General features: G+C 71.2%; 12 protein-coding genes. 8 read left to right on the top strand and 4 right to left on the bottom strand.

Annotation, left to right across the window (positions count from 1 at the left end; translation table 11 throughout):
• The first annotated feature begins 207 nt into the window (after positions 1-207).
• Complete coding sequence (locus A3IC_RS0119275; RefSeq protein WP_020551689.1) at positions 208-1,641, top strand: FAD/NAD(P)-binding protein; 1,434 nt, start codon at positions 208-210, stop codon at positions 1,639-1,641.
• 36 nt (positions 1,642-1,677) lie between these two features.
• The gene (locus A3IC_RS73550; RefSeq protein WP_020551688.1) at positions 1,678-1,956 is read left to right on the top strand and encodes a hypothetical protein; all 279 of its coding nucleotides are present in this window, start codon (positions 1,678-1,680) and stop codon (positions 1,954-1,956) included.
• A gap of 97 nt (positions 1,957-2,053) precedes the next feature.
• Here the strand turns inward: A3IC_RS73550 and A3IC_RS0119265 are convergent, their stop codons facing one another.
• Positions 2,054-2,521 carry a MarR family winged helix-turn-helix transcriptional regulator gene (locus A3IC_RS0119265; RefSeq protein ID WP_020551687.1) on the bottom strand — a complete coding sequence of 156 codons (468 nt, stop codon included), beginning with the start codon at positions 2,519-2,521 and terminating at the stop codon, positions 2,054-2,056.
• A 148-nt stretch (positions 2,522-2,669) separates the two neighbouring features.
• On the opposite strand from A3IC_RS0119265, the gene A3IC_RS0119260 reads away from it, so the two are divergent.
• The 6 genes from A3IC_RS0119260 to A3IC_RS0119235 all read left to right on the top strand — a co-directional run bounded on the left by A3IC_RS0119260 (position 2,670) and on the right by A3IC_RS0119235 (position 9,936).
• Positions 2,670-4,376: an acyl-CoA synthetase gene (locus A3IC_RS0119260; RefSeq protein ID WP_020551686.1), complete on the top strand. Its 1,707-nt coding sequence runs from the start codon at positions 2,670-2,672 to the stop codon at positions 4,374-4,376.
• Positions 4,373-5,257: a crotonase/enoyl-CoA hydratase family protein gene (locus tag A3IC_RS0119255; protein WP_020551685.1), complete on the top strand. Its 885-nt coding sequence runs from the start codon at positions 4,373-4,375 to the stop codon at positions 5,255-5,257. Before A3IC_RS0119260 ends, A3IC_RS0119255 begins: the two co-directional genes overlap by 4 nt.
• Positions 5,254-7,263, top strand: coding sequence for an acetoacetate--CoA ligase (locus A3IC_RS0119250; RefSeq protein ID WP_020551684.1), 2,010 nt, complete (start codon positions 5,254-5,256; stop codon positions 7,261-7,263). The genes A3IC_RS0119255 and A3IC_RS0119250 overlap by 4 nt, the downstream gene beginning before the upstream one ends.
• A complete protein-coding gene (locus tag A3IC_RS0119245; RefSeq protein ID WP_020551683.1) occupies positions 7,260-8,312 on the top strand; it encodes a 3-hydroxyacyl-CoA dehydrogenase NAD-binding domain-containing protein in 1,053 nt (350 codons plus the stop codon). The genes A3IC_RS0119250 and A3IC_RS0119245 overlap by 4 nt, the downstream gene beginning before the upstream one ends.
• Before the next feature lie 70 nt (positions 8,313-8,382).
• Positions 8,383-9,282, top strand: a complete 900-nt coding sequence (gene couO, locus A3IC_RS0119240) for a 4-hydroxyphenyl-beta-ketoacyl-CoA hydrolase (RefSeq protein WP_020551682.1) — start codon at positions 8,383-8,385, stop codon at positions 9,280-9,282.
• Positions 9,283-9,474: 192 nt separating this feature from the next.
• The gene (locus tag A3IC_RS0119235; protein ID WP_020551681.1) at positions 9,475-9,936 is read left to right on the top strand and encodes a DUF3237 domain-containing protein; all 462 of its coding nucleotides are present in this window, start codon (positions 9,475-9,477) and stop codon (positions 9,934-9,936) included.
• Positions 9,937-10,292: 356 nt separating this feature from the next.
• Here A3IC_RS0119235 and argG read toward each other — a convergent pair whose 3' ends face one another.
• From argG to A3IC_RS0119220, 3 genes are all read right to left on the bottom strand, one after another.
• Positions 10,293-11,717, bottom strand: a complete 1,425-nt coding sequence (gene argG, locus A3IC_RS0119230) for an argininosuccinate synthase (RefSeq protein WP_020551680.1) — start codon at positions 11,715-11,717, stop codon at positions 10,293-10,295.
• A 375-nt stretch (positions 11,718-12,092) separates the two neighbouring features.
• On the bottom strand, positions 12,093-12,830 hold the full coding sequence (locus tag A3IC_RS0119225; protein ID WP_020551679.1) for an NUDIX hydrolase: 738 nt from the start codon (positions 12,828-12,830) through the stop codon (positions 12,093-12,095).
• Positions 12,831-12,887: 57 nt separating this feature from the next.
• Positions 12,888-15,533: a CHAT domain-containing protein gene (locus A3IC_RS0119220; protein ID WP_063744845.1), complete on the bottom strand. Its 2,646-nt coding sequence runs from the start codon at positions 15,531-15,533 to the stop codon at positions 12,888-12,890.
• Positions 15,534-15,656 lie beyond the last annotated feature (123 nt).

Here is a 15,656-nt window from a genome sequence, read left to right as displayed (position 1 = left end):
GACCGGCCCGCCGGTCCCGCGCGCCTTCCGGTCCCCGCACCATCCGGTCCGGTCCCTCACCCTGCCCTGTCGCCCACACCGCACGAAACCCCTCGTTCGAGGGGGTCGTCGCCCGCCGATCTCCCGAACACGAGGGATGGGGGCACCCCGGCGAGGACCGGCAGGGTCGGTGCCACACACGGGCACCGGAGACAGATCAGGGGAATCATGGACATCGCGATCGTCGGGGGAGGCGCGGCAGCCGTCGGCCTGTTGGACGCGCTTGCCGCCACCGAGGCCGGCGCCGCAGGAGGCGACACCGGCACCATCACGGTCTTCGAGCCGTCACCGCACCTGTGGCGGGGGCGACCGTACGGTCCGGACCTGGACGCGGTGCTGGTCAACACGCCACCGGCCCTCATGTCGGTCCGGGGCGGCGACTTCGGCCACTTCGCCGCCTGGCTGGGCGAACGCGGCGTCGATCACATCGACCCGCTCCTCGGCCAACCACTGGTCCCGCGCGCGCTCTACGGCGGCTATCTGGTCCACACCGCGGAGAAGGCCGTGGCGGCACTGGGCGAACGGGGTTGGCCCGTGCGGGTCGTGGCCGCGCGGGTGACGCACGCCTGCCTCCGATCCGGCACGCGTCTCAGCCTGCGCACCGACGACGGGCAGGAGCACCGGGCCGACCGGGTGGCACTGTGCCTGGGTGGGGGAACTCTCCCTGATCTGTACGGACTTGCCGGTGAGACGGGCTTCACCGGCGATCCCTATCCGCTCGCCGCCACGCTCGACCGCATCGCCGCCGGCGACGACGTGGCGGTCATCGGCAGCGGCCTGACCGCCGTCGACGTCGTGGTGGCGCTCGCGGCGCACCGGTATTCGGGGCGAATCACCCTCCTGTCGCGCAGCGGGGTGCTCCCGTACGTCTGGCAACGCCCGGACGGCCGGCGGCCGACACACATGACCGTCGAGCGGGTGGCAGGGCTGCACAGCGCCCGGGGACACCTCACGCTCGACGACCTCGTCGGCCTGCTGCGCAAGGAACTGACCGATGCGGGTGAGGACTTCGACGAGTTCACCGACCAACTGCGCGGCGCCGGCGGCGACGGTCCGGTCCGACGCCTGCGGCGGCAGCTCGCCGCGGTCGACGATCCCCGGATCGGCCGCCGCGTGTTGCAGGAGACGTCACACACCGTCGGGCCCTACGCCTGGCGCCTGTTGCGCGAAACCGACCGGGCGTGGCTGCGCCGCCACGTCCGCACGGCCACGAGCGTCGCCTCGCCCATGGTCCCGGTGAACGCGTCCGTTCTGATGCGACTCCTGGACTCCGGTCAGCTCACCGTCTCTTCCGGCGTGCAGGCGATCGAGCCGACGAACGGGCGGTTCCGGATCCGCGATGCCGGCGGCCGACGCACCGCGCAGGTCGTCGTGAACGCCGTCAACGCGCCCGCGCAGGCGGTCCCGTACGCGGCCCGGGACCTGATCCGATCGTTGTCGGCCACCGGCCTGGCGGTCCGCCACCCGTCCGGTGGGGTGGTCCCCGCCGACCCGCGCGTACACGTGGTCGGCGACCTGGCCGGTGGCTCGTTCATCACGTCGAGCATCGCGGGCGTCGCCGCACAGGCGTCCCGCACCGCCGTGGCGCTGCGGACACACTGACCTTCGGAGGGCGGCGGCGCGCCAGGCGGCGTCTTCGTGACCCCCTTCGGCGCGGTGGTCCAGGATGCCTTCACCGCCAAGGCCGGTACCGACCACGGCACCCCCAATGGCGCGACGCGGCGTGCGTGGCGGCGTTGCGGGAGGCGGGCGCTGCTGGGCTTCCCCGCCCTCGCGGTCCCGACCGGCGTCGCCGACGGACTGCCCTCGGGCGTGCAGCTGATCGGCAGGCGCTTTCGCGAGGACCTCCTGCTCGACGCCGCGGCCGCGATCGAGGCCCGGACGCCGCGGGCGCGTCCGACGATCCTGTCCACCTGAAGCCGGAACTCGTCGGCCTCGTCCTGGTTCCTCCGGTCGAACGGGACTCGCCCGCGCGGGCCGGCCTCTCCGGGAGGCGCCGGGACCGGCTCCCGGGCTACTGTGCCGGACCGCCCGCGAGGGCGGTCCGGGCGCGGTTGAGGTAGTCGCGGAACGCCCGGCGCTCGGCGTCCGAGAGGCCGTCGAGCATGCGTTCCTCCAGCGCGCCGACCTCGTCCCGGGTCTGCGCGAGGAGCGCCTGCCCGGCCGGGGTGAGGGCGATGAGCAGGCGGCGCCGGTGCGCGGGGTCGTGGCGGCGGGCGATCAGATCGCGCTTCTCCAGGGCTGTCACCAGGTCCCGCATCGCCTGCGGCGTCACGAACGAGTTGCGCGCGAGTTCGGCGCTGGTCAGGCCGTCGCGGCGGTCGAGCACGGTGAGCGCGGTGTACTGCAGGGCGGTGATGCCCGCCGGGCGCAGCAGTTCGTCCAGGTGCGCGCGCACCGCGAGTTCGACCTGCTTGACCGCGTACAGGAGCAACGGAGCGGCCTCGCCCGGTGCGTCGTTCCCCGTGGCCCGCGCCGCCATACGCCCCACTCCTGACTCCTCGTCCGGTGATCCCGCCCGTGTGCGCCCCGAGTCTCGCATGCCGGGACGTGTGTCCCGGACGAGTGACCATTGAACGGAATCTTGATATAAGGAATCCTGTCATTGCCTCGACGCGGAGGACCCATCCATGAACACCGCAGCTGAGGGCACCCACGCGAACTTCGGGCTCGGTACGTGGCCGGCCCGCCGCGCCCGGATCTCCCCGGAGCGCACGGCACTCGTCGAGGGCGGCCTCGCCCTCACGTACGCCGCCCTCGCCGACCGCACCGCACGCCTGGCCGGACACCTGGCCGAGCGCGGAGTGCGCTCCGGGGACCGCGTGGCCTACCTCGGCGTCAACGCCGCGAGCACGTTCGAGACGTTCTTCGCGACGTGGCTGCTCGGCGCCATCGCCGTCCCGCTCAACTACCGGCTCTCCGGCGCGGAGATCCGCTACATGCTGGCGGATTCGGGGGCGGCGGTACTCGTGCACAGCCCGGACGCCGACCCGCTCCTGGCCGCGGCGGCGCCGTTGCCGGACACGTTGCGCATTCTCATCGCGGCGGGACCGGCAGGACCGGCGGACCGGGTGCACGCGGCAGACCCCGCGCGCCCGGCGACCTTTGATCGCGACCGGTCGACGGGCCCGGCCGGTGACGACCGTTCGCCGGCCCCGGGCGAGCGCCCGCCCTCCGGTGCCCCGGGCCCCGCCGGTTCGCCCGACCTCGCTGCGGCGATCGCCGCCGGGCCCGCGCTGGAGGTGCCGCCGGCCGTCGACCCCGACGACCCGGCCGTGCTGCTCTACACCTCCGGCACGACCGGCCGACCCAAGGCCGCCGTGCTCAGCCACGCCAACCTGACCTGGAACACCATCAACCAGCTCGCGCACATCGACATCGGACAGGACGAACGCGCCCTGTGCGTCTCGCCGCTGTTCCACGCCACCGGGCTCGGCCAGGTCACCTTGCCGACGTTCTTCAAGGGCGGCAGCGTGGAACCGGTCGCCCGGTTCGACGCGGGGGCGATCCTCGACCGCATCGAGCAGGCCCGGATCACCAGCTTCTCCGCGGTGCCCACGATGCTGAGCATGATGTGCGAACACCCGCGGTGGGCGGACGTCGAACTCGGATCGCTGACCAGCGTCGTGTACGGCGGCTCGCCCGTGCAGGAGCGCGTCGCCCGCGCGTGGCTCGACCGCGGCGTGCGCCTCCAGCAGGGCTACGGCATGACCGAAGCGTCGCCGGGCGTCTACATGGCACCCGCCTCCGGCGCCGCCGACCGCCCCGTTTCGGTCGGTGTCCCGCACTTCTTCACCGACGTCGCCATGCTCCGTGCCGGCCGCCCCGCCGCCGTCGCCGCCGCCCCCGGCGAGTTGCTCGTCCGCGGCCCGCACGTCTTCTCCGGCTACTGGAACCGGCCCGCGGACTCCGCCGATTCGTTCGTCGACGGATGGTTCCGCACCGGCGATCTGCTCAGCGTCGGCCCCGACGGCTGGGCATCGGTCACCGACCGGGTCAAGGACCTGATCATCTCCGGCGGCGAGAACGTGTACCCCGCCGAGGTCGAGGCCGTGCTGCTACGGCTCGACGCGGTCGCCACCGCCGCCGTCGTCGGCGTGCCCGACGCCCGCTGGGGCGAGGTCGGCGCCGCCTACATCCAGCCGCGCGAGGGTATCGCCCTCGACGAATCCGGCGTGCGCTCCCATCTGGAAGCGCACCTGGCCCGCTACAAGATCCCCAAGTACGTCGTCTTCGTGACCGCGCTCCCCGCCAACGCCACCGGCAAGATCCGCCGCGTCGAGCTGCGCGCCCGGGCGGCCACGGACTTCGCCGACGTGGAAGGAACCTCCGCATGACCCGCCCCGCCGCCCACCCGGCCCCCGCCCCCGAGAGTGTTTCGGCCGCGACCGTCCCCACATCCGCCGAGGCGTCGGGGGCCGCCGCGCCCCCGTCCCCGCTGCCCGCGCTGCCGCCGTCGCTGCGCGTCGAGCGGCACGGCGCCGTCGCGGTCCTGCGCCTGGCGCGCCCGAGCAAGCGCAACGCCCTCGACGATGCGACGGTCCTCGGCCTGGAGGCGTTCTTCGCGGCGCCCCCGCCGGACGTGCGCGCCGTCGTCCTCGACGCCGAGGGCGACCACTTCTGCGCCGGACTCGACCTGTCCGAACTCACCGAGAGCGACACCTTCGCAGGACTCCGGCATTCGCGCATGTGGCACCGGGCCTTCGCCCGCATCGAACGCGGCGACGTGCCGGTCGTCGCCGTCCTCAAGGGCGCGGTCGTCGGCGGCGGTCTCGAACTCGCGTGCGCCGCGCACATCCGGGTCGCCGAACCGAGTACCTTCTACGCACTGCCCGAAGGGCAACGCGGCCTGTTCGTCGGCGGCGGCGCCTCGGTCCGCGTGCCGCGTCTGATCGGCGTGCACCGCATGGCCGACATGATGCTCACCGGCCGCGTCGTCGACGCCGCCGACGGCCAGGCACTGGGACTGTCGCAATACCTGACCGGCGCCGGAGAGGGCCTCGCCCACGCACTCGAACTCGCCGGGCGCATCGCCGACAACGCGGCCATCACCAACTTCGCCGTCCTGCAGGCACTCCCTCGGATCGCGGAAGCCAACCCCGACGAGGGCTACCTGCTCGAATCGCTCATGGCCGCCGTCGCCTCCGGCAGCGACGAAGCCAAGACCCGCATGCGCGCCTTCCTCGACGGCCGCGCCGAAAGGGTCGGCCGCCCGTGACCACCCCCGCGCACCCACGCACCCCTGCCACCGCCACCGGGAACGACGCGCCCGAACTGCTGCGCGCTCCCGCCGCCGACGTGCTCGACACCACCGAACTGGGCCGCTTCGTCCGACACGTCGAGGCCGCCCGGGGCGAAGCGTTCGCCGACTACCGCGAACTGCACCAATGGTCGATCACCCGGCCCGAGCACTTCTGGACGTCGGTCCGGGACTTCTTCCAGGTCCGGTTCGCCACTCCCGAGGAGGCCGTGCTCCCCGAGCGCACCATGCCCGGCGCCCGCTGGTTCCCCGGCGCCACCCTCAACTACGCCGGGCACGCCCTGCACGGCGCCGGCGCCGCCGACTCCGCGCCCGCGCTCATCGCGTACTCGCAGACCCGTGACCGCGTCGACCTGACCTGGGCCGACCTGCGTGACCGGGTCGGCCGCGCCCGCGCCGGGCTGCGCCGCCTCGGCGTCGGCCGGGGCGACCGGGTCGCGGCATACCTGCCCAACATCCCCGAGACCGTCGTCGCGTTCCTCGCCACCGCGAGCCTGGGCGCCGTATGGGCGAGCTGCGCACCGGAGTTCGGGGCGCGCAGCGTCGTCGACCGGTTCGCCCAGATCGAGCCCGCGGTGCTGCTGGCGGTGCCCGGCTACCGGTACAGCGACAAGGACGTCGACCGCCGCGCGACCGTCGAGGAAATCCGCGCCGCACTGCCGACCCTGCGCGCGGTGGTATCCGTCCCCTACGGCCCGGGCGCCCTGACCGACGCCGTCGGGTGGGACGACCTGCTCGCCGAGCCCGGCAGCCCGGACACCGACCCCGTACCGTTCGACCATCCGCTGTACGTGCTCTTCTCGTCCGGCACCACCGGCCGGCCCAAGGCGATCGTCCACGGCCACGGCGGCATCCTGCTCGAACACCTCAAGAACCACGCGCTGAGCTGGGATCTGGCCCCGGGCGACCGGATGATGTGGTTCACCACCACCGCGTGGATGATGTGGAACGCGCTGGTGTCCGGCCTGCTGGTCGGCGCCTGCCCGGTGCTGCTCGACGGCAATCCGCTGTACCCCGACCTCGACGCGCAATGGCGTCTCGCCGCCGAGACGGGGGCGACGCTGATGGGTGCGAGCCCCGGCTACCTCATGGCCTGCCGCCGCGCCGGGCTGAACCCCGGACGCGATCACGACCTCGCCGCGCTGCGCCAGATCGGTGCCGCCGGAAGCCCGCTGCCGGCGGAGGGCTACCGCTGGGTCCAGGAGCAGTTCGGCGACCGGGTGCTGCTCAACGTGGGCAGCGGCGGCACGGACGTGTGCGGCGGCATCGTCCAGGGCGGCCCGTGGCAGCCGGTGTCGGCCGGCGAGATCGCCGGACCGGCCCTCGGTGTCGCGGCGGCCGCGTTCGACACCGACGGCAGGGAAGTCGTCGGCGAACTCGGCGAACTCGTCATCACCGTCCCGATGCCGTCGATGCCCGTCGGCTTCTGGGGCGACACCGACGGTTCCCGCTACCGCGCGGCCTACTTCGACACCTACCCGGGCGTGTGGCGACACGGGGACTGGGCGCGCTTCACCGAGACCGGGAGCTGCGTGATCGCCGGACGCTCGGACGCCACACTCAACCGCGGCGGAGTGCGCCTGGGGACCGCCGAGTTCTACCGCGTCGTCGAGGAGATCCCCGAGGTCACGGACAGCCTTGTCGTGCACCTGGAGGACGCGGCGGGCGGCAACGGGGAGTTGCTGCTGTTCGTCGTCCCCGCGGCGGAGGACGGGCTCACCGCCGAACTGCACGAGCGCATCGTCCGCGAACTGCGCGGCGCACTCTCGCCGCGGCACGTTCCGGACGCCGTCATCGCGGTCGCGGCCGTACCGCGCAACCGCACCGGCAAGAAGCTCGAACTGCCGGTCAAGCGCATCCTGCTCGGCGCGGAGGTCGCCGACGTCATCGGGCCGGACACCCTCGCCGACCCGACCTCGCTCGACGCCTTCCTCGCCCTCGCGGCAGAACGGAGGAACCCTTGAGCACGGACAACGCCGCGCATTCGGTCCCGGGTACGGGCGCGGACCCCGTCGCGGGCGCGGGCCCCGCCGCGAGCCCGGGCGGCGACGCCGTCGCGGGTGCCGTGCCGGCGCCCGCCGGTATCGCCCGCGTCGCGATCGTCGGCACCGGCGTCATCGGGGCGAGTTGGGCCGCGCACTTCTTGGCCCGCGGGCTCGACGTGGTCGCCGCCGACCCGGCCCCGGGCGCCGAGGAGCGGCTGCGCGCCGACGTCGCCGCGCTCTGGCCGACCCTGGCCGGCATCGGCTCGGTCCACGCCGGCTCGCCCGACCGGTTGACGTTCACGGCGGACGCCGCCGAGGCCGCCGCCGACGCCGACTTCGTCCAGGAGAACGGTCCCGAACGCGAGGACGTCAAGCGCGCGCTGTTCGCCCGCCTCGACGCGGCGGCACGCCCCGGTGTCGTCCTGGCCAGCAGTTCGTCCGGCATGGCGGCCACCGCGATCGCCCGCGACTGCACCGCCCATCCCGAACGCGTGCTCGTCGGCCATCCGTTCAACCCGCCGCACCTGATCCCGCTCGTCGAGGTCGTGCCCGGGAAACACACCAGCGAGCAGGCGGTCCGCACCGCGCTCGCCTTCTACACCGCGGTCGGCAAAAAACCGATCCGGGTCCGCCGCGAGCTGCCCGGCCACCTGGCCAACCGACTCCAGGCGGCACTGTGGCGGGAGGCGTACTCGCTGGTCGACCGGGGCGCGGCGACGGTAGCCGACATCGACACCGCGATCGCGTACGGTCCCGGCCTGCGCTGGGCGATCCTGGGGCCCTTCGCCAACCAGCACCTGTCCGGCGGATCGGGCGGCATCGCGCACGTCCTCGAACACCTCGGGCCGCCGACCGAGGCGTGGTGGCGCGACCTCGGAGACCCGTCGCTGACCCCCGAACTGGCCGCCAAGCTCGTGGCCGGCGTGGACGAAGCACTCGCCGGGATCGACCACACCGCGCTGGCCGCCCGCCGCGACGCGCTGGTGCGCCTACTGCTCGCCGCGAAGGCCGACACCGACCTGCCCTGATGCCCGATCGCCGCCGGCCGCGCCCGGCGGCGCATCCCGTGCCACATCCCGCCCGTCCGGAGAACCCACCATGGACCTGACCACCATCGACGCCGTCGACATGCACGTGCACGTCGAACAGGACGGCCACGGCTGCTTCGCCCTCGACCGCGAACTGCTCGACGCCTCCGCCGCCTACTTCAAGGCCGACCAGGACCGCACCCCCACCCTGGAGCGCATCGCCGCGCACTATCGCGCCCGCCGCACCGCCGCCGTCGTCTTCACCGTCGACGCGGGTGCCGCGACCGGCCACCCGGCGCTGTCCAGCGAGGAGATCGCCGACGCCGCCGCGGCGCACGCCGACATCCTCGTCCCGTTCGGCTCGGTCGACCCGCACGGCGGCAGGGTCGCCGTCGCCCGCGCCCGCCGCCTCGTCGCGCAACACGGCGTCCGGGGCTTCAAGTTCCACCCCAGCCTCCAGGGCTTCGACCCCAACGACACGCGCTTCTACCCGTTGTACGAGGCACTCGCCGAAGCCGGCGTGCCCGCGCTCTTCCACACCGGGCAAACCGGAATCGGCGCGGGTCTGCCGGGCGGCCGCGGCATCAAGCTGCGGCATTCGAACCCGATGCTGATCGACGACGTCGCGGCCGACTTCCCCGAGTTGACGATCATCCTCGCCCATCCCTCCGTGCCGTGGCAGGACGAGGCGATCTCGATCGCGACGCACAAGGCCAACGTGTACATCGACCTGTCCGGCTGGTCGCCGAAGTACTTCCCGCCGCAACTGGTGCGCGCGGCGAACTCGATGTTGCGCCACAAGGTGCTGTTCGGTTCCGACTATCCGGTGATCACGCCGGAACGCTGGCTCGCCGACTTCGCGCGGCTGGACATCAAGGACGAGGTTCGCCCGCTGATCCTCAAGGAGAACGCGGTCCGTGTCCTGGGCCTGGCCCCCGCCGCCGACGCCACGAACAGCAGTCGCGCATAGGGGTGTTCACCCCCGCCCGGCCGTGGTCCGTCCACCGATGCGGACCCGCGGGATCGGACCCCGTACGCGCTGCGTGTACGGGGTCGGCGCGTTCGCCGAACCGGTCGGTCCGTAGCAAGCCATCAATTCGCCAGGCGATCAATTCGCCAGGCGATCGATTCGCCCAAGACATCGAATCAGCAAGGAATCGTCATGACCTTCACGCCCGCCCTCGAATTCGCCTTCGAGATCCGCGCGCACGTCGCCGAGACGCTGCACATCGGCCACGGCGACGGTGAGAAGACCGAGTTCACTCCGATCGTCGGCGGCACGGTCGCCGGACCCTGGTTCAACGGCACCGTGTCGGCCGGTGGCGGCGACTGGAGCAATACACGCGGCGAAGTCTGCGAACTGGAGGCGCGCTACCTGATCCTCGCCGACGACGGCGCGGTCGTCGACATCGTCAACCGCGGCTACTACCGGCCCGCGCCGGACGGCCCCGACCAGTACGACGGCGATCTTCGAGTCACCGAAAAGGGTCACTACTACCGCACGTCGCCGATCTTCCGTACCGACGCCCCGGCCCACCGGCGCCTCGCCGAGACCACATTCGTCGGCCTGGCCAGGCCGGACGGCGACGATGTCGTGGTGATCAGGATGTACGCGGTTCGCTAGCGAATCCCCGACGGTCGAATTGCCGGCCGATGCCGGGCGGGCGCACGTCCCGTCCCGAACCCCTCGACAGAACAAGGGGGTTCGGTCGGTAGCGGGCCCGCCCGGTTCTCACCGGAGCCTGGTGGCGCGGTTCCTCAGGCGCGGGCACCGAGATGCCCGGCGATCCCACGAGGCGATGATCGCCGTCAGTAGGTCAGCCCGCCCTCTTCCTCGGCATGCCGACGGCCCCGAGAGGCGGCGGCTCGACGAGCCGACCGCTTTTTTCGGGCCCCGGTGTATGCCGCACGCGCGATGTACACCGGCATGGTCGTATGCCGGTGTACATCGCGCGGCGGCGCGTGTGCGGCGCGGACCGCTCAGTCGGTTCCGGACTCCATGGCCGCGTGATCGAGTACGTCCGATGCCACCGCCGCGGCTTCGGCCTCCTCGCTGCTCGCGGCGATGGCCGTCGCGCCGCCGGGGGTCAGCTCGCCGATGAGCCGGCTCCACGGGTTGAGTCCACCGTGGGCGGCGTACTGCTCGAGCTTGTTCCGGGAGTCGGCGATGTCCAGGTTGCGCATGGTGAGTTGCCCGATCCGGTCAGCCGGGACGAACGTCTGGTCGAGGCTGCGCTCCATGGACAACTTTTCCGGGTGGTAGCTGAGGTTCGGGCCCTGCGTGTCGAGCACCGAGTAGTCCTGGCCGCGCCGGAGCCGCACCGTGACACTGCCGGTGATCGGGTACCCGATCCAACGCTGCAAGCCGTCGCGGAGCATGAGTGCCTGCGGGTCGAACCAGCGACCCTCGTAGAGCAGTCGCCCGAGCCGGCGCCCCTCGACGTGGTACATCGAGATGGTGTCCTCGTTGTGGATGGCGTTCAGCAGCCGCTCGTAACACACGTGCAGCAGCGCCATGCCGGGAGCCTCGTACACGCCACGACTCTTGGCCTCGATGATGCGGTTCTCGATCTGGTCCGACATCCCGAGCCCGTGGCGGCCCCCGATGTCGTTGGCCTCCAGCACCAGTTCCGCCGCGTCGGCGAATTCGCGTCCGTTGATCCGCACCGGCCGGCCGTGCTCGAACTCCACGGTGACGTCCTCGGTCGGGATCGCCACCTCGGGGTCCCAGTAGGCGACGCCCATGATCGGATTCACCATCTCGAGCGAGGTGTCCAGGTATTCGAGGCGCTTGGCCTCGTGCGTGGCCCCCCAGATGTTCGCGTCGGTGGAGTACGCCTTCTCGGCCGAATCGCGGTAGGGCAGGTCGCGTTCCGCGAGCCAGGAGGACATCTCCTGTCGGCCGCCGAGCTCCGCCACGAACTCCCCGTCGAGCCAGGGCTTGTAGATCCGCAACTCGGGGTTGGCGAGCAGACCGTAGCGGTAGAACCGCTCGATGTCGTTGCCCTTGTAGGTCGACCCGTCGCCCCAGATGGAGACGCCGTCCTCGTGCATGGCTCGCACCAGGAGCGTGCCCACCACGGCACGACCGAGCGGGGTGGTGTTGAAGTAGGTCTGCGCACCCGAGCGAATGTGGAAGGCACCGCATGCCAGTGCGGCGAGGCCCTCCTCGACCAGGGCGGCCCGGCAGTCCACGAGTCGCGCCTGCTCCGCACCGTAGGCGCGGCCACGCTGCGGCACGTCGCCCAGATCCGGCTCGTCGTACTGACCGATGTCGGCCGTGTAGGCGTACGGGATCGCGCCGCGTCCACGCATCCACGCCACCGCGACCGAGGTGTCCAGCCCGCCGGAGAAGGCGATACCGATCCGTTCGCCGACCGGCAGCTTGCTCAAGACCTTCGACATGTGTGCACCCCCGGCGGCCCGATCGCGCGTGGCCCCGAATCGTAACGAGTGAGCGGCTCGGGAACACCCGAGACCGACAGCATGGCATACATTTGCGCCGCCAGGCAAAAGTATGCACTCGATCGCGACGTCGGCGCCCCCGCGACGGCCGGCGGCGAGCCGACCGAGGGCATGCGCCGACGGCCCGCGTGCGATGACGCGTGTCGTTCACGCTCCCGTCGCGGAACCCGGCACTCGTTCCGGGCGGTGGTAGCGCCCCGGGGACGCGCGACCCGGGCCCTCGGGCGGGCCCGGTTCGGCGCCCCCGGGCCCGTCGGCGTCCTTGGTCGGGCGCCCGGCCGCAACGGCCCGACCCTCACCCGGCCGGGCGTCGTGTCACGTAGGCAAGAGGTCGCGAGCGAGGGCGTAGGCGTAGGCGGCAAGGGTGTAGGCGTCGGTGATTTCGCCTTTCAGGATCATCGTCCGGAACTCGTCGGGGGTCACGATCCGAATCTGATCGATGCCTTCCTCGGTGCCGCCGGCCGGGAGGTCGGCCGGTAGGGCGCCCGCGGCGATTCGGGCCAGGTGGATGACGTCCTGACCGCCGGACATGCCGCTGTCGGGGTTGATCGCCCCGAGCCATAGCAGTTCCGCGGCGGAACAGCCCAGTTCCTCCTGGATCTCCCGTGCGGCGGTGACCTCGCCGGACGCGTCGTCGGGGTCGCCGAAGCCCCGCGGGATCTCCCAGTGCCGGCTACGGTCGGCGTGGCGGAAGTGGTTGATCAGTACGATCCGACCGTCGTCGAGGACCGGGAGGACGGCGGCCCCCGGAGCCACGCGATCGGGCAGGAGGCGGATGTACGTCCCGAGTTGGCCCGATCGAAAGCGCACGGCGTCGCGGACCACCATGAGATAGGGATCCCGGTAGACGACGCCGATGTCACCGCACGAGCCGGGGAGCCCGGCTGCGATCGAGTGTCGCGCGACCTCGTCCGCGATGGCGTCCTGGGTGGGGCGGTCGAGGACGATCTCGAAGGCGGCCCCGGGTGGGTTGGCGAAGAGCTCGGGTCGTTCCTCTCCCAGTTCTCCGTACGCCGCCAGTGCGGCCTCCCGGCGGATGCGAATGTCGTCCAAGACGGGCCCCTGAGTCTCGCGGCGGATCGGACGGAAGTGTCCGTGTGTCGAGTCTCGTCACAAATACAGAGCCAAGGGAAGATTGCCGACTCTTTCGGCGAACGATTCATACGGCCGGTTCATGACTTCGCGATAGTGGCTGTGCAGCGTGTCGACGACGTCGAAGACCCCACCCCCGGTTTCGACTGCCTCCCGGGACGCGCGCAGCAGCCGACCCACCGTGGCGACCATGGCGCTGTCCTGGACATTCCACAGCGGAACGGCGACCGCTCCGGCGCCCGACGCGATGAACGATCGCACGAACCCCAGGACGTCCCCGCCCGGACTCTGCATGCCTCGGCCCGCCACACACGCGGCCAGCGCCGTCAGCTTGTTCCGCGGCAGACGCAGGCGAAGAGCCACGTCGAACTGGGTGAGGAAATGGTCTCCGAACATCAGCCCCGGGCCCAGGTCCCGGGCCTTCGGGTCGTACACGCCGTGACCGACGAACAGGAAGAACTCCGGCTTGCAGTCGACCAGGGCGCGGACACCCAACCAGTCTCCCGGGTGGCGGGTGACCGCGTCGACGATCGCGTCGGGCGGTTCGCCGGCGACGACGAAGTGCTCCTTGGGCCACCGCAAACCGACCAACTCGCCCCCGGTGGCGCTCGGATCGATACCCATCAGGACGGCGAGATCGTCGTCGGCGGCCACCGCCTGGCGCTTGAGCAGGTGTCGTCCCCGTCCCACGAAGGTGGTCGCGCTCGCGGACAGGGACATCGGCAACAGGGCGCCGAGCGGAACGGCCCCGGGCTCGTCCGACAGGGCGACCTGGAGCGGGATCGCGAAGATCTCGTCCGTCGGGACGAACACGAGATGCGCCGGCGGGCCGTCCGCGGTGATGAGATCCCAGATCGGCGCGATCAACAGCCGCCAGATGTCCTTGGCGTCGGCTTCGGTGGGCACGAGATCGTCGTTCGATGCGATGGTCCGCGCCAGCTCGCGCACTTCGAGATAGGAGAGCCCGCGCCGCGACGTCAAGGCCGTGCCTCGACTCACGAAGGCTCCCAACCCGGTCGGGACACCGTCATCCTCGTCCCAGCCCTGGACGAAGTAGCGAACCAGGCATGTGTCGGGATGGTTGACCGCGAACGATGTCAGGCGATGGGCGATATCCGGATCGTGCGGGGCCAGTTGGAGCGGGTGTCGGGCGAACAGCTCCTCGAACTCGGTGGAACTGTCGTTCACGGCTCGCCGGAACGATCCCGCCTCCGATGCCCGGACCAGCCCGGTCCGCGTTCCCGTTGTCGGGGCCGGCAGCGGATCGGGTTCCTCCACCTGCGACGACACGATCTCGTGCCGGCCCTCCGGAGGCGGTAGCAGGGGCAACTCGGTGTTGGCCATCAGATCGAGGAGCTCACGAGCCGAAGCCTCCTCCACCAACCCGAACGCCTGCTCGTACCTGGGTGGTTCCCGATCCAGTTCGTACTGGATCCGCTTGAGGTACACCGGACGCACCGTCTTCGCGTAGATGCGTTTGTAGGCCGGGAGCGTGACCACCCGTCGCACGGAACTGGCCATCTCCAACGACCGTTCGCGCAGATCGTGCTCCAAGCGCTCGCTGAACTCGTCCGACGCGTCCGGCAGGAGGGCCTCGATCGTCCGGCTGTAGGCGCGAACGGTGTATGCGTAGTAGTCGACGTCCACACCGCTGATCAGCGCTTCGCCGAGACCGTCTCCTCGGATGTTCTCCAGGATCCTGTCCAGCATCCGCAGTCCGTCGCGATCGAGTCGAGCCGCCGCGAGGTTCTGTTCGGCGATCAACTTGCCCCGCTTCCAGGGCAGTTCGTGAACCCAGGCAAAGTGTTGGGGAGCGATGTCCCGCTGGATGAAGGCACGATTGAGCGTCGACTGAGCGATCCGGTACTGGTCCCCCAACGCTTCCGAGATGGCGATCGACTCGGCCGTGCGCTCCAGGGACTCCGACGGCTTGCCCACCTCACGGAGCACCGTCGCGAGGTTGTGCAGTACGTTCGAGTATCCGCGCAGGAATTCGCGCCCCCGGACGTCGGTGGCACTGCCCGGACGGGCGGGGTCGATCCCGTGCTCGTTCGCGACGAGGCGAAAATCCTTGTGCAGTTTCGTCAGGGCGTCCAGGAGCTTCCCTCGATCGTCGAATCCGATCACCTTGTTCGCGGTCTGGGTCTCGAGTTCGAACTGCGCGCGAGCGAAATTGCTGCTCAGGTCGGGCAGGCACCACCACAGGTTCGCCGCTTGCGCGAGTTCCTTGGCGGTCTTGAACGACTGGGCGGCGAGTCCGTGCGCTCCCAGGCGGTAGTGAATACGGCCCGCGCCGTCATGCCAACGTGCCGCAGCGTAGGACGCGAACGTGTCCCCGCCGTTCGGGCTCTTCCCACAGCTTTCGGTCAACTGCGCCGCCGACGCCGCCGATTCGGTGATCAGCCGCCGGCCGAGCAGCAGGTCGTACTCGACGTCGGCCTGCACGATCCGGCACCAGTACGCCCCCACCCGAATCGCGGTCTGCGCCATGCCCGCCGCCGCCGGCGGGTCGAACGCACCGAGCATCTGCAACAGACCGACGGGGAATGCATGATCGAGAGGAGTATCGTATTCCGTATCGAAGTTGAGCACCAGTAATCGAGGATCGACATTCGACAGCTCGCGTCGAATATAGCTGCCCACGGCACGCATCTCGTCGTCCATCGTGCACCTCCCAGCGTGGACATCAGGCTACCCGTCCGACACCCGGTACGGACGAAGCAACGCGTTTTCCTTTTCTCCCGGAGATTCGCACCGGATCCGCACCGCCTGGCTACAATCCACCTC

The organism is Embleya scabrispora DSM 41855, assembly GCF_000372745.1.
GTDB classification, from domain to species: Bacteria; Actinomycetota; Actinomycetes; order Streptomycetales; family Streptomycetaceae; genus Embleya; species Embleya scabrispora.
This window is presented reverse-complemented; position numbering and strand designations above follow the sequence as displayed.